At 64.2% G+C, this 20,563-nt stretch carries 15 protein-coding genes; 11 read left to right on the forward strand and 4 right to left on the reverse strand.

Annotated elements, in window-relative coordinates; genetic code table 11:
- Nucleotides 1-330: 330 nt before the first annotated feature.
- From ccmI to NKH28_RS17140, 9 genes are all read left to right on the forward strand, one after another.
- Entirely contained in the window at nt 331-1,467 is a 1,137-nt protein-coding gene (gene ccmI, locus NKH28_RS17100; protein WP_352471011.1) for a c-type cytochrome biogenesis protein CcmI, read from the forward strand.
- A gap of 3 nt (nt 1,468-1,470) precedes the next feature.
- The gene (gene ccmE / locus NKH28_RS17105; protein ID WP_352471012.1) at nt 1,471-1,914 is read left to right on the forward strand and encodes a cytochrome c maturation protein CcmE; all 444 of its coding nucleotides are present in this window, start codon (nt 1,471-1,473) and stop codon (nt 1,912-1,914) included.
- 14 nt (nt 1,915-1,928) lie between these two features.
- Complete coding sequence (locus NKH28_RS17110; protein WP_352819404.1) at nt 1,929-3,917, forward strand: heme lyase CcmF/NrfE family subunit; 1,989 nt, start codon at nt 1,929-1,931, stop codon at nt 3,915-3,917.
- Entirely contained in the window at nt 3,914-4,378 is a 465-nt protein-coding gene (locus NKH28_RS17115; RefSeq protein WP_352616899.1) for a cytochrome c-type biogenesis protein, read from the forward strand. Before NKH28_RS17110 ends, NKH28_RS17115 begins: the two co-directional genes overlap by 4 nt.
- Nucleotides 4,379-4,494: 116 nt before the next feature.
- Nucleotides 4,495-6,051, forward strand: a complete 1,557-nt coding sequence (locus NKH28_RS17120; protein ID WP_352616897.1) for a Do family serine endopeptidase — start codon at nt 4,495-4,497, stop codon at nt 6,049-6,051.
- A gap of 399 nt (nt 6,052-6,450) precedes the next feature.
- Complete coding sequence (locus NKH28_RS17125) at nt 6,451-7,125, forward strand: response regulator transcription factor (RefSeq protein WP_254819962.1); 675 nt, start codon at nt 6,451-6,453, stop codon at nt 7,123-7,125.
- Nucleotides 7,126-7,131: 6 nt separating this feature from the next.
- Nucleotides 7,132-8,601, forward strand: coding sequence for a sensor histidine kinase (locus NKH28_RS17130; protein WP_352819406.1), 1,470 nt, complete (start codon nt 7,132-7,134; stop codon nt 8,599-8,601).
- On the forward strand, nt 8,601-11,567 hold the full coding sequence (locus NKH28_RS17135) for a bifunctional [glutamine synthetase] adenylyltransferase/[glutamine synthetase]-adenylyl-L-tyrosine phosphorylase (protein ID WP_352979781.1): 2,967 nt from the start codon (nt 8,601-8,603) through the stop codon (nt 11,565-11,567). The genes NKH28_RS17130 and NKH28_RS17135 overlap by 1 nt, the downstream gene beginning before the upstream one ends.
- A 145-nt stretch (nt 11,568-11,712) precedes the next feature.
- A complete protein-coding gene (locus NKH28_RS17140; protein WP_352471018.1) occupies nt 11,713-12,192 on the forward strand; it encodes an EF-hand domain-containing protein in 480 nt (159 codons plus the stop codon).
- A gap of 50 nt (nt 12,193-12,242) precedes the next feature.
- Here NKH28_RS17140 and NKH28_RS17145 read toward each other — a convergent pair whose 3' ends face one another.
- Both NKH28_RS17145 and pepN read right to left on the reverse strand, forming a co-directional pair.
- A complete protein-coding gene (locus NKH28_RS17145; RefSeq protein ID WP_352471019.1) occupies nt 12,243-14,570 on the reverse strand; it encodes a PAS domain-containing sensor histidine kinase in 2,328 nt (775 codons plus the stop codon).
- 188 nt (nt 14,571-14,758) lie between these two features.
- A complete protein-coding gene (gene pepN / locus NKH28_RS17150; RefSeq protein WP_352819410.1) occupies nt 14,759-17,404 on the reverse strand; it encodes an aminopeptidase N in 2,646 nt (881 codons plus the stop codon).
- Between the two features lie 154 nt (nt 17,405-17,558).
- Here pepN and NKH28_RS17155 point away from each other — a divergent pair, with 154 nt between their 5' ends.
- Together NKH28_RS17155 and NKH28_RS17160 are read left to right on the forward strand one after the other, a co-directional pair.
- Nucleotides 17,559-17,783, forward strand: coding sequence for a hypothetical protein (locus NKH28_RS17155; protein ID WP_352616908.1), 225 nt, complete (start codon nt 17,559-17,561; stop codon nt 17,781-17,783).
- Nucleotides 17,780-18,757: a DMT family transporter gene (locus NKH28_RS17160; protein ID WP_502906632.1), complete on the forward strand. Its 978-nt coding sequence runs from the start codon at nt 17,780-17,782 to the stop codon at nt 18,755-18,757. The genes NKH28_RS17155 and NKH28_RS17160 overlap by 4 nt, the downstream gene beginning before the upstream one ends.
- Here the strand turns inward: NKH28_RS17160 and NKH28_RS17165 are convergent, their stop codons facing one another.
- The gene (locus NKH28_RS17165; RefSeq protein ID WP_352471021.1) at nt 18,758-19,573 is read right to left on the reverse strand and encodes a helix-turn-helix domain-containing protein; all 816 of its coding nucleotides are present in this window, start codon (nt 19,571-19,573) and stop codon (nt 18,758-18,760) included.
- A gap of 105 nt (nt 19,574-19,678) precedes the next feature.
- Nucleotides 19,679-20,560 carry a uracil-DNA glycosylase gene (locus NKH28_RS17170; RefSeq protein ID WP_352501793.1) on the reverse strand — a complete coding sequence of 294 codons (882 nt, stop codon included), beginning with the start codon at nt 20,558-20,560 and terminating at the stop codon, nt 19,679-19,681.
- Between the last annotated feature and the right edge of the window lie 3 nt (nt 20,561-20,563).

A 20,563-nucleotide genomic window follows, 5' to 3' on the forward strand; every position in this document is an offset into this window, starting at 1 on the left:
TACCCTCTCTCAGCGTTCCTTTCTGACCCATTCGGCAGCGAAAGTCATAAGACAAGCAATTCCAGGAAAAGTGTGAAACGGTTTTCCGTCCGGAATTGCGCAACAAAGACGCCCGGCCGTCGATCCGCCGATACCGATCCGGCACTAAAGCGCGTCGCGTTCGACCGTCGTCATGCGACGCGCTATAGGTTCTTGTTTTGATGCATGGTCGTTATCGCAAAACCGCTGCACACTTTTGCGCGACATGCATTATCGATCGGAGCGGCCCCGCCAAAGCGTCGCAGCACGCTTGTGTTGGCAGGGCAAGGGTCTCGTTCTATTGGAAGAGCCATGCTGTTTTGGGTCATAGCCGCACTCCTGACGCTGGGCGCAAGCTTGGCGGTGCTGCTGCCGTTGGCCGGCGGATCGAAGAACGCGTCCGCTGCCGGCGATCACGACCTTGAAGTCTATCGCGACCAGCTGGCCGAGCTTGACCGCGATATGGCGCGTGGCCTGATCCGGCCAATGGAGGCCGAAGAGGCACGCGCCGAAATCGCCCGCCGCATCCTTCGCCTGAGCAATGCCGGCCACGCCGACGAGACGGCGACGCAGCCGTCGCGGTCGACAAGGCTGGTGGCGACGGCGGCCGTGCTGCTGGTTCCGCTGGTCAGCTGGGGCCTCTATGGCCAGCTCGGCTCACCCGACCTGCCGTCGCAGCCGCTCAGCGAACGCCTGGCCAAGAACCCCGCCGACAGCTCGGTCGACGAGCTGATAGCCCGCGCCGAGGCGCACCTGGCGGCCAACCCATCCGATGGCCGCGGCTGGGACGTGCTGGCGCCGGTCTATCTGCGCATGCAGCGATACGCCGATGCGGTGACCGCCTATCGCAACGCCATCCGCCTCGACGGCGACAGCGCCGCCCGCCAGGCGGGTCTTGGCGAGGCGATCGCCAATGCGGCCGGCGGCATTGTCTCCGCCGAAGCGCAGGCGGCTTTCGAGGCGGCGTTGAAGCTCGATCCGGCCAATCCGAAGGCCTCGTTCTATCTCGCCATGGGCATGGCACAGGAAGGCCGCATAGCTGAAGCCACGGCGGCCTGGCAAAAGATGCTTGCCGCCTTGCCGCAGGGCTCGCCGTGGCGCGGCGCCGTCGAGCAGGCGCTGGCCGAATCCGCCGCCCGCAGCGTCGCTTCTGAGGCGCCCGCGAAAGGGCCGAGCGCCGAGGATATCGATGCTGCCTCCTCGATGTCGCCGCAGGACCGGCAAGCCATGATCAGCACCATGGTTGCCGGCCTCGACGAAAGGCTTCGGCAAAATCCGCGCGACGAGGAAGGGTGGATGCAGCTCGTTCGTTCCTATGCCGTGCTGGGCAAGACAGATCAGGCGCGTGACGCGCTCAATCGCGGTATCGCCGTCTTTGGCGCGGACAGTGACCAGGCCAGGAAATTCACCGCCTTTGCCGCCTCGCTTGGCGTGACGGCGACGGAGTAGACGATGACGCGCAAGCAGAAACGACTGTCGGTGATCGCAGCGGGGCTGGGGTTTCTCGGTGTTGCCACGGGGCTGACCTTCTATGCGCTTGGCCAGAAGGCCTCCTATTTCTACATGCCGGCCGATCTGGCCACCGCCAGCCTTCAGCCGGGCCAGCGCATAAGGCTCGGCGGTCTTGTCGAAAAAGGCACGGTCGAGCGTGGCCAAGGCGCCACCGTCGCCTTTTCGGTGACCGACAACCAGAAGGACGTCAAGGTCACCTATACCGGCATTCTTCCCGACCTCTTCCGGGAAGGACAGGGCGTGATCACCGAAGGCTCGTTTGGCCCTGACGGAATCTTTGTCGCCGACAGCGTGCTGGCCAAGCATGACGAGACCTATATGCCCAAGGAAGTGGCCGACGGCCTCAAGGCCAAGGGCGTATGGCAGGAGAGCAAGAGTGACTAGCGGGTGCGGTGACAATGGTTGAAACCGGACATTTCGCCCTGGTCCTGGCGTTTGCGCTGGCCCTGGTGCAGACGATGGTGCCGCTGTTCGGTGCGCGCACCGGCAACCACAAGATGATGGCCGTCGGCGCACCGGCCGCGCTGACCGGCTTTGCCTTGACGGCGCTGTCTTTCGTGGCGCTGGCAACCGCCTACGCCGGCTCCGACTTCTCGGTTGAGAGCGTCTGGGAGAACTCGCATTCGCTGCAGCCGCTGATCTACAAGATCACCGGAACCTGGGGCAATCACGAAGGTTCGATGCTGCTCTGGGTGCTGATCCTGACCTTCTTCGGCGCGCTCGTCGCCGTCTTCGGCGGCAATCTTCCGGCGACGCTCCGGGCCAATGTGCTTGCCGTGCAGGGAGCGATCGGCGCCACTTTCTTCCTGTTCATCCTGACGACGTCGAACCCGTTCGTCAGGCTCAATCCGGCGCCTATCGAGGGCCGCGATCTCAACCCGATCCTGCAGGACCTCGGCCTCGCCATCCATCCGCCGCTGCTTTATCTCGGCTATGTCGGTTTCTCGATCTGCTTTTCCTTCTCTGTCGCTGCCCTCATCGAGGGCCGCATTGACGCTTCGTGGGCGCGCTGGGTAAGGCCGTGGACATTGGTTGCCTGGATGTTCCTCACCGGCGGCATCGCCATGGGCTCCTACTGGGCCTATTACGAGCTCGGCTGGGGCGGCTTCTGGTTCTGGGATCCGGTCGAGAACGCATCCTTCATGCCGTGGCTGGCGGGCACGGCGCTGCTGCATTCGGCGATCGTCATGGAAAAGCGCTCGGCGCTGAAGATCTGGACGCTGCTTCTGGCGATCCTGACCTTCTCGCTGTCGCTGCTCGGCACCTTCCTGGTGCGTTCCGGCGTGCTGACCTCGGTGCACGCATTCGCCACCGATCCGACGCGTGGCGTGTTCATTCTCTGCATCCTGACGCTGTTCATCGGCGGCTCGCTGGCGCTGTTTGCCTTGCGCGCCTCCCTGCTGACGGCCGGCGGCCTGTTTCACCCGATCTCGCGCGAAGGCGCGCTGGTCCTGAACAATCTGTTCCTGACCACCGCCACCGCCACCGTGCTGGTCGGCACGCTCTACCCGCTCGTCGTCGAAGCCCTATCTGCCGACAAGATTTCGGTCGGCGCGCCGTTCTTCAACCTGACATTCGGCCCGCTGATGGTGCCGCTCTTGGTCGTCGTGCCGTTCGGGCCGCTACTCGCCTGGAAGCGCGGCGACATTTTCGCGGTCGCCCAGCGCCTGATGGCGGCTTTCGCGGCGGCGCTGCTCGCGGTGCTGGTGACGGCCCTGTTCATCGATGGCGCTTCGGTGTTGGCGGCACTCGGTGTCGGCCTTGCCTTCTGGCTGATCTGCGGCGCGCTCACCGATCTCGCCGTCAAATCCGGCTTCGGCACCGTCGCGCCCGCCACCATGCTCAGGCGCTTCGCCGGCCTGCCGCGCTCGGTCTTCGGCACAGCGCTTGCGCATCTCGGCCTCGGGCTGACAACGCTCGGCATTGTCGGCACGCTTTGCTTCGGGACCGAAAAAATCCTGTCGATGCATGCCGGCGAGACCGTCGAACTGTCCGGCCACAAGCTGCGCTTCGAGGGGCTCTACCCGGCCCAGGGGCCTAACTACAGTGAGGATCGCGGCCGCTTCACCCTGCTTGGCGCCGACGGCAGCGTCGCAGGCGAGATCACCTCGGCCAAGCGCTCATATCCGGTGCGCCAGATGACCACGACCGAATCCGGCATCAGGACGATCGGCTTCAGCCAGCTCTATCTTTCGCTTGGCGACGAGGGCAGCGATGGCTCTGTGGTCGTTCGTCTGTGGTGGAAGCCGCTGGTGACGCTGATCTGGGGCGGCGGACTGGTGATGATGGCGGGCGCGGCGATGTCGCTGCTCGACCGCCGCCTGCGCGTCGGCGCACCGTCGCGCCGCAAGGCTGCGGCCGGCGTGCCATCGGCGAGCCTGCAATGAAAAGGGCCACGCTGGCCTCGCTGGTCCTGCTGCTGGCGCTGTTGTTCGCCGGCGCCGCGCAGGCCGTCAAGCCGGACGAGGTGCTGGCCGACCCGGCACTCGAGGCGAGGGCGCGCGCATTGTCGGAAGGCCTGCGCTGCATGGTCTGCCAGAACCAGTCGATCGACGAGTCCGATGCCGACCTCGCCCGCGACCTGCGCGTCCTTGTGCGCCAGCGCCTGGTCGCCGGCGATACCGACCGGCAGGTGATGGACTATGTCGTTTCGCGCTACGGCGAATTCGTGCTGCTGAAGCCACGCTTCAATCTGCGCAATGTTTTGCTCTGGGGGACGCCAGTTCTTCTGCTGCTCGTTGGCGGGACATTCATCCTGCTGGCCGCCCGCTCGCGCCGTTCGACGGTGACCGCTGCATTAACTGCCGAGGAACAGGCGGCGCTGGACAAGATGCTCCGCCGCGATTGATCGATACATTACGAAAGTTTCATGTACCGGAAATGGCGCCGTAATGTGCGGCCCTCTATTTCCTTTGTCGAGGATGCCAATCAAGGGGCGTCCCTTGAAAAGAGGATACGATAACCATGAATGTTGCCCCCAATTCATATCTACGCACCCGCAAACGCCTTTTGGCCGCAGCCGCATCCCTGGCCATTGCCGGCGCGATCGGCTTTGGTGCTGTTGCCACCGGGACAGCCCCGGTGCTGGCCGACGCCGTGCGTGTCGAGGCACCGCAGGTCCCAAGCTTCGCCGATGTGGTCGAGCGCGTTTCGCCGGCGGTTGTCAGCGTGCGCGTCAAGGCCAAGATCCAGTCGACGGCCGATGACGGTTCCGGCCAGATGGACGACGAGGACGGTCTAGGCAATCTTCCCGACAACCCGCAGCTGCGCCGGTTCTTCCGCGAATTCCGCGGCTTTGGCGATCAAGGCGGCGATCAGGGCCCGAACGGAATGCGCCGTTTTGGACACCGTGACCGCAACAACGACCAGCCACGGCCGGTGGCGCAAGGGTCCGGTTTCTTCATCTCCGATGACGGCTATCTCGTCACCAACAACCATGTCGTCGAGGAGGGCACCGCCTTCACCGTGGTGACCAATGACGGCAAGGAACTCGACGCCAAGCTGATCGGCACCGATCCGCGCACCGATCTTGCGGTGCTCAAGGTCGATGACGGCAACAAGTTCACCTATGTCGACTTCGCCGATGATTCCAAGGTTCGCGTCGGCGACTGGGTGGTGGCTGTCGGCAATCCGTTCGGCCTCGGCGGCACGGTTACCGCAGGCATCGTTTCGGCCCGCGGCCGCGACATCGGCGCCGGTCCCTATGACGACTTCATCCAGATCGACGCCTCGGTGAACCGCGGCAATTCGGGTGGCCCGACCTTCAACCTCAACGGCCAGGTTGTCGGCATCAACACCGCGATCTTCTCGCCGTCGGGCGGCAGCGTCGGCATTGCCTTCGACATTCCCGCTTCGACCGCCAAGCAGGTCGTGCAGGATCTGATGAAGAACGGTACAGTCCAGCGCGGCTGGCTCGGTGTCGAAATCCAGCCGGTCACGCCCGAAATCGCCGAGTCGCTTGGCCTTGGGTCCGGCAAGGGCGCGCTCGTTGCCAGCGCGCAGGACAACGGTCCCGGCAAGAAGGCCGGCATCACCGCCGGTGACGTGATCACCCAGGTGGACGGCAAGGACGTTGCTTCGCCGAAGGAACTCGCCCGCCTGATCGGCGCTTACCCGCCCGGCAAATCTGTCGATGTCACGGTGTGGCGCAACGGCAAGAGCGAGGCGGTCAAGGTCGATCTCGGCAAGCTGCCGTCGAGCGACAAGCAGGCCTCGGCCGACCAGCAGCCTGCCCCAGCGCCGAAGACCGACACGCTCGCCGATCTCGGCCTGACCGTCACCAAGTCTGACAATGGCAAGGGCCTTGTGGTGACCGATGTCGAACCCGACAGCGATGCCGCCGATCGCGGTATCCAGCCCGGCGACGTCATCACCTCCGTCAATTCGGCGGAAGTGAACGGCGCCGGCGACGTCGACAAGGCGATGGCCGACGCGGTGAAGTCCGGCCGCAAGGCGGTGCTGATGCAGATCACCCGCGACGACAGCAACCGCTTCGTCGCACTGCCTGTCGCCAAGGGCTGAGCGCATGACCCCGAACACGTATTCCGTTTTCGGAAAGGCTCATGCGCCGATTCAAGGTGCTAGAGCGCCCTTTGCGCGTCCAAGAGGACGCGCGGCGCTCTAGTGGTCGACTTTTCCGGTGCGGCGGTTTTCAACACCCCCGAGCCGCCGCACGGGAAAGCACGGGGCCTGAATACGTTCGTCAGTCATCGTGTTCCGCCCCAGCGGCAGCGGGCTTCCCATCGCCCGCTGCCGCTCGAACATGCCGCTCAAGGCGTGAAGCGGTTTTAGGCTACGACATGCTAAAACAAAGACTTACCGCGTATCCCTGAATCACTTTGTTCGCGATACGCCATGGAGAAGGCCACGATGCATATGCCGGCCACTCAATCTTCCAGCGAAATCGCGTATAACGGTTCTATGAAGATTCTCGTCATAGAAGACGATCGCGAGGCAGCCGACTACCTGCAGAAGGCGTTCGCCGAGGCCGGCCATACCGCCCATGTCGCCGGCGACGGCGAAACCGGCTTCGCGCTCGCCGATTCCGGCGACTATGACGTCATGGTCGTTGATCGCATGATGCCGCGCCGCGATGGCCTGTCCGTCATTGCCGGGCTCAGGTCCCGGGGCAATACGACGCCCGTGCTGATCCTGTCGGCGCTCGGCGAAGTCGACGACCGGGTCACCGGTCTGCGCGCCGGCGGCGACGACTATCTGACCAAACCCTACGCGTTTTCGGAACTGCTCGCCCGCGTCGAGGTGCTGAACCGCCGCGCCAGCGCCAGGGAAGCCGAAACCGTCTACCGGGTCGGTGATCTCGAACTCGACCGGCTGTCGCACTCGGTGCGCCGCGCCGGGCGCGAGATAACGCTGCAGCCGCGCGAGTTCCGCCTGCTCGAATATCTGATGCGCCATGCCGGCCAGGTGGTGACGCGGACCATGCTGCTCGAGAATGTCTGGGACTACCATTTCGATCCGCAGACCAATGTCATCGACGTTCATATCTCGCGGCTGCGGGGCAAGATCGAGAAGGGCTTCGACAAGCCGATCCTGCACACGGTTCGCGGCGCCGGCTATATGCTGAAAAGCGGCTAGAACCCCATGGCTCTTTCCGTGCCGGCCATCATGAAGACGACGGCAGCGCGGCTTTCGGCGCTCTACCTCCTGCTGTTCGCCATCTGCGCGGTGCTGCTCGTGTTCTACATGACCTCGCTGTCGGCGCGCATGCTGACCGGCCAGACCCAGGACACGATCAACGACGAGGTGCTCGGCCTCGCCCGCGCCTATCAGCGCGGCGGCCTCCCGCTGCTGGTCCGCGTCGTCGAGCAGCGCTCCCGCCAGCCCGGCGCCAATCTCTATCTGATCGCCGATGCCAACGGCCAGATCCTGACCGGCAACGTGCAGAGTCTGGAGCCGGGCGTGATCGAGGCCGAGGGCTGGACTACCGAGCCGTTCTCCTACCGCCGCTTCGGCGAGGGCGAGCTCGAGCGGCAGCGCAACCCGGTCTCCGACCCGAACGAGCCCGCCCAGAGCGAAGTACAGGCCGAAGGCGAGAAGGGCCATAACGCCATTGCCCTGGTGCTGCGCCTGCCCAACCAGATGATCATGCTGGTCGGCCGCGACCTCGGCGAGCCGGAGCGCTTCCGCGCCGTCATTCGCCGCGCTCTGATGCTGGCGCTCGGCATGATGGGCGTCGGCGGGCTGCTGATCTGGTTTTTTGTCGGGCGCGCGGCGCTGAAGCGCATCGACAGCGTGTCGGAGGCGAGCCGCCGCATCATGGGCGGCGATCTTTCCGGCCGGCTGCCGGTCACCGGCGCCGGCGACGAGTTCGACCGGCTGTCGGAAAACCTCAATTCCATGCTGGCCAGGATCGCCACGCTGAACGAGGGCCTGAAGCAGGTCTCCGACAACATCGCCCACGACCTGAAAACGCCGCTCACCAGGCTGCGCAATCGCGCCGAGGCGACGCTTTCCGGCAAGCACAACACCAGCGACTACCGGCAGGCGCTGGAAGGAACGATCGCCGAATCCGATCAGCTGATAAAGACCTTCAACGCCATCCTGATGATCTCGCGACTGGAAGCCGGCTATTCCTCGGAAAGCACCACCAGGGTTGATCTGGCCGCTGCCGTGCACGACGTCGTCGAACTCTACGAGCCGGTAGCGGAGGAGGCGGGCGTGACGCTCGAAACTTCGGTGCAAGGTTCCTTCGCCGTCAACGGCAATCGCGAGCTGATTGGCCAGGCGCTGTCCAACATCGTCGACAACGCGATCAAATATTCGACCGACTCGACCTCCAGGCCTACGGTTCGCGTGACGCTGGAGCGTGTCGGTAGCGAGATCAGACTCGCCGTCTCCGACAACGGCCAGGGCATTCCCGACGATGTTGACCGCGCCAGGGTGACCGAGCGTTTCGTGCGGCTGGAAAAGAGCCGCTCGCAGCCGGGATCCGGCCTTGGCTTGAGTCTCGCCAAGGCGATCATGACATTCCACAATGGACGGCTTGAGCTTCTGCCCGGCAATCCCGGATTGTCGGTCGTCATGAGTTTTCCCGGGCGGGACGATCGCTGATGGTTGCAAGGATAGCAGTGCGACGCCTCGAAACGGACTGGCTGTTGAAGCCGGCGGTAGAGCTCGTTCCACTGGATGCAAGCCGCGCCAGGCAGGAATTGTCGGAGATCGCCGACGCCGCGCGGCAAAAGGAACTGCCGCGACTGGCGAAATCTCTCGCCGGCAAGGGGGTCGTCCAGGATTTCCTCGCCGCCGTGTTCGACCTGTCGCCGTTCCTGCGCGATACCGCGCGCCGCCGGCCACGGATACTCGATGCGCTTTTCGACGGGAGCGTCGAGGCGCGGCTGTCATCGATCGGCGCCGCGGTCGACACGGCAGCACGCGTAGAGGCCGTCTCCGAAAGCAGCCTGATGATGGAGCTGCGCCAATGTAAGGCGGAGGCGCATTTCCTGATCGCCTTGGCCGATCTCGCCGGCGAGGCCGAGACCTCGCTGACGGTGCGGCGACTGAGCGACCTTGCCGACGCCTGCACGCGTGCGGCTGTCGATTTCCTGCTCCGCGACGCGCATGAGCAAGGCAAGCTCCGATTGCCGGATGCCAAAAATCCGGCGCGACGCTCGGGCTGGATTCTGCTTGGCATGGGCAAGCTCGGCGCGCATGAGCTGAACTTCTCCTCCGACATCGACCTCGTCGTCTTCTTCGACCCCGATGCGCCTGCCGTCGTCGATCCGCTCGATGCCACAGAGCTGTTTTCGCGCCTGACCCGCCGGCTTGTTCGTATCCTCCAGGACCGCACCGAGCACGGTTACGTCTTCCGCACCGATCTCAGGCTTCGTCCCGACCCCGGCTCGACGCCGCTGGCGATCCCGGTCGAGGCGGCGCTGCGCTACTATGAGGCGCGCGGCCAGAACTGGGAGCGCGCCGCCATGATCAAGGCCCGCCCGGTGGCTGGCGATCTTGCCGCCGGCGCCGCGTTCCTGAAGGAACTCCAGCCCTATATCTGGCGCAAATACATGGACTATGCGGCGATTGCCGACGTCCATTCGATCAAGCGCCAGATCCATGCCCACAAAGGCCATGGCGAGGTCGCGGTCAAAGGCCACAATGTCAAGCTCGGTCGCGGCGGCATCCGCGAGATCGAGTTCTTCGTCCAGACCCAGCAGCTTATCGCTGGCGGCCGCTTTCCCGAACTGCGCGGCCGCGAGACCGTGCCGATGCTCGGCGAGCTCGCCGCGCGCGGCTGGATCACCGCCGACGCGCGCGATGCGCTCACCAGGCAATACTGGTTCCTGCGCCGCGTCGAACATGCCATCCAGATGATTGCCGACCAGCAGACGCATATCCTGCCGGAGGACGAAGAGGGGCTGGAGCGCGTCGCCCGCATGCTGGGCTTTGCCGATGCGGCAGGCTTTGCCGAAACGTTCCGCGCGGCGCTGCACCAGGTCGAGCGCCACTACGCAGCGCTGTTCGAAACCGCGCCGGAGCTTTCGGCCGGCATCGGCAATCTGGTCTTTACCGGGGACGTCGACGATCCCGATACCTTGCAGACCTTGCAGCGGCTCGGCTTCCAGCGGCCGAGCGACATCTGCCGGGTTATCCGCGGCTGGCACTTCGGCCGCTACCGCGTCACCCGGTCGGCGGAGGCGCGCGAGCGGCTGACCGAACTGACGCCGGCGCTGCTGCAAGCCTTCGGCCAGACGCGGCGGGCGGACGAGGCAGTGATCCGCTTCGACGAATTCCTTGCCGGCCTGCCTGCCGGCATCCAGCTGTTTTCGCTGCTGCAGTCGAATCCGGCTTTGCTGAAGCTGATGGCGACTATCATGGGCGCGGCACCGCGGCTGGCCGCCATCATCACGCGCCGGCCGCATGTCTTCGATGGGCTGCTCGATCCGGCGCTGCTGAGCGAACTGCCAAACCGCGCCTATCTGTCGGCGCGCCTTGCCGCCTTCCTCGAAGGCGACAGAGCCTATGAAGACGTGCTCGACCGGCTGCGCATCTTTGCTTCGGAGCAAAAATTCCTGATCGGCGTCAGGCTGCTTGCCGGGTCGATCGACCCGCCGCGCGCCGGCCGCGCTTTTTCCGATCTCGCCGACCTGACCATCGAGGCGGCATTGCAGGCGGTGATGGCGGAATTCGCTTTGCGTCATGGCTATATTGCCGGCGGCCGGGTCGCGCTGCTCGGCATGGGCAAGCTCGGCAGCCGCGAACTGACGGCGGGCTCCGACGTCGACCTCATCCTGCTCTACGATCACGACGCCGATGCGGAGGAGTCCGACGGCGACAAGCCGCTTGCCCCGTCGCATTACTACAGCCGGCTGACACAGCGGCTGATCGCCGCCGTTTCCGCGCCGACCGCCGAGGGCGTGCTCTACGAGCTCGACCTTCGCCTGCGGCCGTCCGGCAACAAGGGGCCGGTGGCCACTCATGTCGACGCCTTCAAGAAGTATCAGCGCCAGGACGCCTGGACATGGGAGCACATGGCGCTGGCGCGGGCCCGCACGATCGGCGGCGATGCCGAGCTCTGCCGCGAGATCGAAGGGGACGTTGCCGCAGTACTCGCTCTGCCGCGCGATCCAGCCAAGGTGATGGCCGAGGCATCCGAGATGCGCGCCATGGTCGACAAGGAGAAGCCGCCGCGCGATCCCTGGGACATCAAGCTGATCCCGGGCGGCCTCATCGATCTCGAATTCATTGCCCAGGTTGCGCTGATCACCGGAAAGATCGAGGCAGGCCGCAGGGCCACCGGCACGGCTGAGGTCCTGTCGCGCCTGGCGCCGGATTTCGCCAGCGCCCAGGTCAGGCAGGAACTGGTGGATGCCTATTCGCTCTATCTGGCTCTGACCCAGATGATACGGCTTTGCCTCACCGGCGCGTTCGAACGCGACGACGTTCCGCCAGGGCTTTCGGATCTGCTTCTGGCCGTCACCGACCTGCCGGATTTCGGGGTGCTTGAAGCGCATCTCGGGGAGACGTCGCAGAAGGTCAGAAAGGATTTCGACCTTCTGCTTCGTGCGAAACAACCGTGACGGCAACCAGCCGTACGGGCGAGAGCATCGGGCCCAAAATTGCGACCTGCTTTGGGAGGTTCCGATGTTCAATCAAAGAGATAGAGCGGGGGATTGAAGGTCCGCCGCTCTAGCATCGGGGGTGACGATGCAACAGGAGAAGACCATGAGAAAGACAACCAGACTTGCACTCGTTTTCGCAGCCCTGGCCGGCGCCGTCGGCACCGCTGCCTATGCAGACGAGCACTCCGTGGCCGGGCCGCGCGACGGCATGATGATGCGCCTCGGCAAGGTCATGAAGGACAATGACGGCACCATCACCTTCGACCAGTTCTCCGACGCCATGAACGCGCGGCTGAAGAAGATGGTCGCCGACAATGGCGGCAAGCTGACCGTGGCACAGCTCGCCGACGCGCTCGAGAAAGCACGCTTCGAGCAGATGGCCAGGCGCATCATCGCCCGTTACGACACCAAGGGCAACGGCACGCTGACCGCCGATGACATCACCAGCCGCCAGAAGAAGGTCTTCGCCATGCTCGACCGTGACAATGACGGGAAAATCGAGAAGAACGAACTGCCGAAGGGTCCCGGCGGTCACCGCCAATGGGACGGCGAGGGCAATGATGGCACTGACGGCATGCAGTGAGAAGTGATAACGCTCCGGCGGTGCGAGCCGCCGGAGACTTATTTTGTCATTCAGGCGGCGGCCTTGACCGCCTGCGCGGCTTTCTTGATCGGGATGCGTACCGAGACGATCGTGCCGGTGCCTTCGGTCGAGCGGATCTTCAAGGCGCCACCCTGAAGTTCGGCCAGCGAGCGCGAGATGGCGAGGCCGAGGCCGGAGCCGGCATGGCTCTTGGAGAACTGGTTTTGCACCTGTTCGAATGGCCGCCCGAGCTTGCTCAGCGCCGCCTTCGGGATGCCGCAGCCATTGTCCTCGATCGTCAGGATCAGCGCGCTGGAAATGCTGCGGGCTCTGACCGAGATGTGGCCGCCTTGCCCGGTGAACTTCACCGCATTGGACAGAAGGTTGATGAGGATCTGCTTGATCGCCCTGCGGTCGGCGAACAGCGTCAGCGAATCGGCGATGCGGGTTTCGACGGTGATCGACTTTTCCGCCGCCTGCAGAGAAACGACGCGAACCGTCTCCCTGATGAGCGGGCAGAGATCGATTTCTTCCTGATCCAAGGCGAACTGGCCGGCCTCGATCTTCGACATGTCGAGGATGTCATTGATCACACCGAGAAGATATTTGCCGCTGCCGTTGATGTCGGTGGCATACTCTTCGTAGCGCGGCGAGCCCAGCGGCCCGAACAGCCGCCGCTCCATCAGTTCCGAGAAGCCGATGATCGCGTTGAGCGGGGTGCGCAACTCGTGCGACATGTTGGCCAGGAATTCGGATTTGGCCCGGTTTGCCGCTTCGGCGCGCTCGGTTTCCTTCATGTATTTGCGATTGAGTTCGACGAGCTCACGCGCCCGTTCTTCTTCCGCGCGGCGGGCAAGGCTGAGGTCATGGATTGTCGCCATCAGCCGGCGCTCGCTGTCGACCAGCTTCTCCTGGTGCAGCTTGATCTGGGTGATGTCGGAGCCGACAGAGACGGTACCGCCGTCCCTTGTCCGCAACTCGTTCACCTGCAACCAGCGGCCGTCGGCAAGCTGGCGCTCGAAGGTCACGCCTCCCTGCGGTCCGTTGGTGTTGGCAAGCCGCCGCTCCGAGGCGAAGGCCAGCATGCGTTCCTCCAGAACGGCGCGCGGAGCGCCCGGCATCACGTCGCGATCCAACAGGCCGTTGTCCTGCTGGTATTTGGAATTGCACATGATCAGGCGCTCGGACGAATCCCACAGCACGAAAGATTCGTTGATGTTTTCGATGGCCGTCCTCAGGCGCAGGTCCGCCGCTTCGGAGCGCAGCGCCAGATGCCGCTGCTCGGTGACGTCGACGGCGATGCCGATCAGCTGGATCTCCGGCGCTTCCGGGTCGATAACGTGTGCTCTTGCGCGCATCCAAACCCATTGCCCGTCGGCATGGCGCATCCGGAACACCTGGTCGATATGGTCGATCTCGCGTGCGACGATCCTGTTGGCGAGTTCGAACAAATCGCCGTCCTCGGGATGAATGATTTCATCGACTTCGCCGAACGACAGCATCGTGTCACAAGGCTCGTAGCCCAGCATGTCGTACATCGAGCGCGACCAGTACATCTTGCCGCGCACCATGTCCCAATCCCACAGGCCGCAGCGGCCGCGCACCAGCGCCATGTCGATGCGCTGGTGGGCTTCGAGATAGATGCGATCGGCGGCCTGGGCGCGCGCCGCCTGGCCGAAATAGGCGTAGAGGATGATGATCAGCACACCGGCCGTCAGCACGAACAGCGTGACGTTGAGTGAGACCGTCTTGCGCCAGGCGTCAAAAACTGCCTCCCGCGGCACGAACGCTGCCGCGGCACCCTTTCGGCCGTTCGCCAGGCTCACTGCCGCGTACCAGTCCTGTCCGCCGATGCTGACCTCCATCACCCCGGCGCGGTCGCCGAACATGAACAGCGGCTGCCCGCCCTGTACGACGCCATCGAGCGACCGGCCCTCCCAGTGCATCGACTGCGGCGATACGGCAATGATCTTGAAGGCGCTATCGGTGATCGCCAGTACGTGGCTTCGGCCCATCGCGCCCTGACGACCGGTGCTCTCCAGCAGGTCCTGGATCGCGCCGGGCGTGGAACCCATGGTCGCATCGGCAGCGATCGAACTGGCCAGTTGGCCGGCGGCCAGCGCAAGGATCGCCTTGGCGTCGCGCTCGATCTCGTCGCGCTCGTTCATCAGTGACAGAAAGCGCAGTACTGCGATGATCAACAGAAACATGATAATGAGGGCCGGTATCGATCGCCGCAACAGCGGCTCGGCTGCCAGCAGCCGTCGGTAGGCAGGTTCGGCGATGAGCCGCGTATTGCCCGCGAGACCGTCGCTTCGCGCCTCGCGCCGCCCAAAAGCCGTCCCACCGGGCGCGCCCCACGCGTCCGCCTTCGCCATAAATGGCACTCCCCGATTTTCTGTCCCGCTTGACGATCCGGCAACGCCGCACTTCCGAATCGTCACTAAAGAATCAAAGGTGATTCGCCTTGTCCAGAGGCGCGGCGAAAAAAGATTAAAAATCGACTAAAATAACTGGGTTTTCGGGGGGTCTTCCCTTTTTCCCACAAGGGGACAACGGAGGTCGCTTACGCCAGGGTGCGCTCGACGATGTCTCGCAAATCGGCCGACAGCTTCTCGGTATTGGCGATCGAAAGCAACGCCTCCCTTGCCTTGGCCTGCCGCACCGGTTCGAGCGAGCGCCACGACCTGAGCGCCGTCGCCAGCCTGGCGGCCACCTGCGGGTTGCGTTTTTCGACCTGCAGCACCGTTTCGACGAAAAGCCGGTAGCCTTGGCCGTCGGTGCGATGGAAGCCGGTCTGGTTGGCGCTGGAAAACGTGCCGATGAGTGCCCGTACCCGGTTCGGGTTGGCCATCGAGAACGCAGGGTGGCCTGTCAAGGCGCGCACCGCGTCGACGGTTTGCGGGCCGGGCACGCTGGCCTGGATCTGGAACCATTTGTCCATGACCAGCGGATCGGTTGCATATTTCGCCTCGAAATCCGCCAGCGCCTTGGTCGCCTCCGGTGAGCCATGGTGACGGTGCGCAAGCACGGTCAACGCCGCGGCCCGGTCGGTCATGTTGGTCGCCGATTGGAAGTGCCCGGCAGCGAGTTCCGCACCTCCCGGCAGCAAGGAGAGATAGTCCAGCAGGACATTGCGCAGCGCCCGCCGCCCGGCACTGGCCGCGTCCGGGCTGAACGGACCAGTGTCGGCAAGCCGATCGTAAAATTTGGAGAATATCTCGCGGTTGGCCTCGGCGATTGCAACCGCCAGCGCCTCGCGCGCCGCGAAAATGGCGTCGGGGTCGATGTTCTTGCCGATGTCGCGGGCGATATCGGCCTCGCCGGGCAGCGCCAGCGCCAGTGCCCGATAGGCGGGTTCGAGCGCTTCGTCGCCGGCTATTTTGCCGGCAAGCCCGGTCAGCCGGGCGCTGAACTCGGGTTGCTTGTGGTCCAGGATCTGGCGGAAGGCTGCAATCAGCGCATCGGTCAAAAGCGAGTTGAACGACTGCCAGCGCGAGAAGGCGTCGCTGTCGTGGCCAGCCAGAAAAAACTGGTCGTCGGGCCGCTGCTCGACCGAAAGTGTCACCGGCGCCGAAAAGCCGCGGTTGAGCGACATGGCTGGACGCTCGGCAATCCCGGAAAACCTGACGACATGGCGGCGTTTGCGGATATGGATGACACCGTCCTCGACGTTCGCCCCTTCGGCGCCGCTGTGGGCTATCGCCTCGCCACCGGCGCCAACCAGGCCGAAGGCAAGCGGAATGTGCATCAGCCGCTTGCGGCTTTCCGACGGCGTTGGCGGCACCGACTGCTCGATTTCGAGCGTGAATTCCCGCGCTGCCGGATTATACGCCGAACTGACGGTCAGGTTCGGCGTACCGGCCTGATGATACCACAGCGAAAACTGCGACAGGTCGCGACCCGAGACGTCTTCGAACACTTTGATGAAGTCTTCGATCGTCGCCGCCTGGCCGTCGTGACGTTCGAAGTAGAGGTCCATGCCGGCGCGGAACGTCTCGGCGCCGAGGATGGTATGGATCATGCGCACGACTTCCGAGCCTTTTTCGTAGACCGTCGCCGTGTAGAAATTGTTGATCTCGCGGTAGCGGCGAGGCCGGACCGGATGCGCCAGCGGCCCTTGGTCCTCGGGAAACTGATGGGCGCGCAGCGTACGAACCTCGGCGATGCGCTTGACGGCGCGCGAGCGCTGATCGGCGGAGAATTCGTGGTCGCGGAAAACCGTCAGGCCTTCCTTCAGGCAAAGCTGGAACCAGTCGCGGCAAGTGATTCTGTTACCTGTCCAATTGTGGAAATACTCATGGGCAATGATGGCCTCGATATTGGCGAAATCGGCGTCGGTCGCGGTTTCCTGGTCGGCCAGCACATATTTGTCGTTGAAGATGTTGAGACCCTTGTTCTCCATTGCGCCCATATTGAAGTCGGACACGGCGACGATGTTGAAGACATCGAGGTCGTATTCGCGGCCGAATGCCTCCTCGTCCCATTTCATCGACCTTTTCAAAGCGTCCATGGCGTAGCCGGCGAGCCTCTCCTTGCCCGGTTCGACATAGATTCCGAGCTCGACCCTGCGGCAAGACAGGGTGACAAAACTGTCCGAGATCTTGCCGAGGTCGCCCGCCACCAGCGCAAACAAATAGGACGGCTTGGGGAAGGGGTCGTGCCAGACCGCATAGTGCCAGCCGCCGGCAAGCTCGCCGCTGCCGGCCGGGTTGCCGTTGGACAAAAGCAGCGGCGCCTCATTGCGCTCAGCTTCGATACGCACCGTATAGACCGACAGGATGTCGGGACGGTCGAGGAAATAAGTGATGCGGCGAAAGCCTTCGGCCTCGCATTGCGTGCAATAGACGTCGCTCGAGCGATAGAGGCCCATCAGCGCTTCGTTCTGCGCCGGCGCCAACACGGTTTCAATTCTCAGCTGGAAGCGCCTTGTCGCAGGGGGGCTGATGATTGTCAGTTGATCGGGCGTGACGAGAAAATCCGCAGGGCTCGGCTCCTGGCCGTCGATGGCGATGCCGCGGAGCGTCAGCCCGTCGCCATCCAGCACCAGTGGCACCGACGCCGCAATCCCGTCGCGGCGTTCGACCGTCAGCACGGCGGTCACATGCGTTGCTTCAGGCGAAAGGCGGAAAGTCAGGCTGGTTTCCGGAATGAGATAATCACTGGGGCGATAGTCTTCGAGCTTGAAGACCTGGCCGGTATCTGTGCGCATTCCTTGATTTTTCCTGTCGATCCGGGTGCGGCGGGCGGGTCCGCTGGTCCAAATAATTTGAAGTCTGCGCTCTTTACACGAAACGCTCCCTCGACAAAACTGCAGCGACGTCTATTTCAGGCGATCATTTCCCAAGCATCATCGCGAGGCTTCCATGACCGTCGTCACGCCGAAATTCGGAACGAGCGCCTCTGTGTTGCGTCGCGAGGATGTGGCCTTCATCAAGGGCGCGCGGGAGGCGGGTACGATCGGGTCGACGCCTGCCGCGCTCAATGCGGTGACCGACGCGCACTACCGCACCTACGGCATCAGGCATATCGACATGCCGGCAACGCCGGCGTGCATCTGGGCGGCGATCGAGGAAGCAAGAGGGGCGTGACAGCCAGACCGGATTTGCCAGTGCTTGCAGTTGGCGACCTTGCCGGCGAGCACAGCACGCTGACCGGAATCTTGCTCAAGATCGTATCGGTGGCGGTCTTCGTCGGCATGTCGTCCTGCATCAAGGCGGCAGGCACCGTCCCGGCGGGCCAGATCGTCTTCTTCCGCTCCTTCTTTGCCATTTTTCCGATCATCGCCTTCCTCGCCTTCCAGGGAAAACTCGGAACCGCCTTTTCGACAAAGCGCCCGCTCAACCACATTGCGCGCGGCGTCGTCGGTGTCTGTGCCATGGGGCTCGGCTTCTTCGCGCTGACGCGGCTGCCGCTGCCGGAGGCGATCACACTGAACTACGCGCAGCCGCTGCTGGTCGTGGTGTTCAGTTCGATCTTCCTCGGCGAAGCCATCCGCATCTATCGCTGGAGTGCGGTTGCCGTCGGCCTGGTCGGGGTGCTGATCATCTCGTGGCCGGAACTGACGCTGCTCAGTTCGGGCGCTGCCCTTGGCGATCAGGAGGTGCTTGGCGTCATCGCCGCCCTGATAGCCGCGGCGGTCTCGGCCATCGCCATGCTCCTGGTTCGCAACCTCGTCCAGAGCGAGCGGACGGCGACCATCGTGCTGTGGTTTTCGGTAACCGCGAGCGTCATGGCGCTGCTTTCGCTGCCATTCGGCTGGCAGGCGCTGACGCCAGCACAGGCGGGGCTTCTGATTGCCGCGGGTTTTTGCGGCGGGCTTGGCCAGATTCTGATGACCTCGGCCTATCGCCATGCCGAGGCTTCCGTCGTAGCACCTTTCGAATACACTTCGATGATCCTCGGCGTCGTCGTCGGCTATCTGGTCTTTGGCGATATCGCCACGATCAACATGCTGGTCGGCGGCATGATCGTGGTTGCGGCGGGGATTTTCATCATCTGGCGCGAGCGCCAGCTGGGTCTCGAACGCACCCGCACCCGCAAGGCCGTCGCGCCGGAAGGGTGATCAGCCCGCTGCGTCGGTCCGCTCTTTCGCCAGCCGCATCAGCACCGCCCGCGTCTGCTCGTCGGCGGGGAAAAAAGATTCGATCGCCAGCTCCGCCAGCGTCACGTCGAGCGGCGTGCCGAACACGGTGATGGTGCTGATGAACGACAGCACCGCGTCGCCATGGGCAAGCTTGAGCGGATGGACAATCGCGTTCGGTTCGACCGGCGCCGGCCGGCTGCTTTTAAGGCCGGACGGATAGGCCCGAAGCTCGCGCTCGAGCTCGACCAGAACCGGATCGGCGGCAGCGTCGTTCTGCCGCTTCAGCCGCTCCAGAAGATGCGTCCGCCATTCCGCAAGGTTGACGATGCGCGGCGCGATGCCGCCGGGATGCAGGCTGAGGCGCAAAACGTTGACCGGCGGCTTCAGCAGGGAGGCGTCGGCGACATTGGCGAGGAACGGGCCGATGGCGGCGTTCGCCGACACCAGGTTCCAATGCCGGTCGACGGCAAGCGCCGGGAACGGCTCGTGCGCCTTGAGCACGGTCTCGACCGCCGCCATCGCCGGTGCCATCGAGGCATCGTCAAGTGGTCGTTCGCTGAAGCTCGGGGCAAAGCCGGCGGCCAGCAGCAGCTGGTTGCGCTGCCTGAGCGGGATCGAAAGCTGCTCCGCCAGATGCAGCACCATGTCACGCGAGGGTGCGGCGCGGCCGCTTTCAACGAAACTCAGATGCCGCTGCGAGATCTCGGCCTCCATGGCGAGGTCGAGCTGGCTCATGCGCCGGCGTGTACGCCATTCGCGAATGAGACTGCCGGCGGAAATCTGGGCTGCTGTCATAACGAGATGACTAGGCCGGCAGTGGGCGCATTTCAATTACCTGCGAGATCATGATGCCGCCCTTCCTTCCTCGCAAGGGGAGGACGGAAGACGCGTTCTGCACCGTTACCCAAGTGCCCGCAACTTCGCCTTCACTTCGAGGAAATCCCGCCACGCCAGCTTCTTGTGCGCAGGCGTTCTCAACAAATAGGCCGGATGCAGGGTCGGCATGGCGGGAATGGCGACGCCAGACGGGGTCGTGTGGACGCGCCAGTTGCCGCGCAGCCGCAATATGCCTTCGGAGGTGTTGAGCAGGGTCTTTGCCGACGGGCCGCCGAGATTGACCAGCACCTTCGGATTGACCAGTTCGATCTGCCGCTCGATGAACGGCCGGCAGATCTCGGTCTCGTGCGGCGTCGGCGTGCGGTTGCCCGGCGGCCGCCAGGGAATCACGTTGGCGATGTAGGCAGATGTCCGGTCAAGACCGATCGCGGCCAGCATGCGGTCGAGCAGCCGGCCCGAGCGGCCGACGAACGGCAAGCCCTCTATGTCCTCGTCGCGGCCCGGCGCTTCGCCGACCAGCATCACCGCGGCAGTCGGATTGCCGTCGGCGAACACCAGGTTCTTGGCGGTGAATTTAAGATTGCAGCCGTCGAATGCCGCCATGTGCTGGCGAAGCTCGTCGAGGTTTGCCGCCGATCTCGCCAGTTGCCGCGCCAATGCCGCCTGCGCCTCGTCGGGCACCGTTGACATGGCCGGGGACGTTCGCACTGCCGGTGCCGTATTCGGTCTCTCGCCCATTTCGCCGCGCGACACGCTCGTCGAGCGATGAGGCGATGCATTTTCACCGGCCGGCAGAGCGGCCGCCGCAGGCACCCGCTCCGGCGGCCTGGCTTCTGCAAACCTGTTTACCGGCTGTTCTTCAAGTGCCTCGTCGACGCCGGCGCTGGCGTAGAAGGCCAGCAGCTCGGCGAGATCGGCTCGGCTAGTGTGGGGGGCGGCAGTCATGGT

Origin of the sequence: Mesorhizobium sp. M1227, from assembly GCF_040318315.1 — a bacterium.
In the GTDB taxonomy this organism is placed as follows: domain Bacteria; phylum Pseudomonadota; class Alphaproteobacteria; order Rhizobiales; family Rhizobiaceae; genus Mesorhizobium.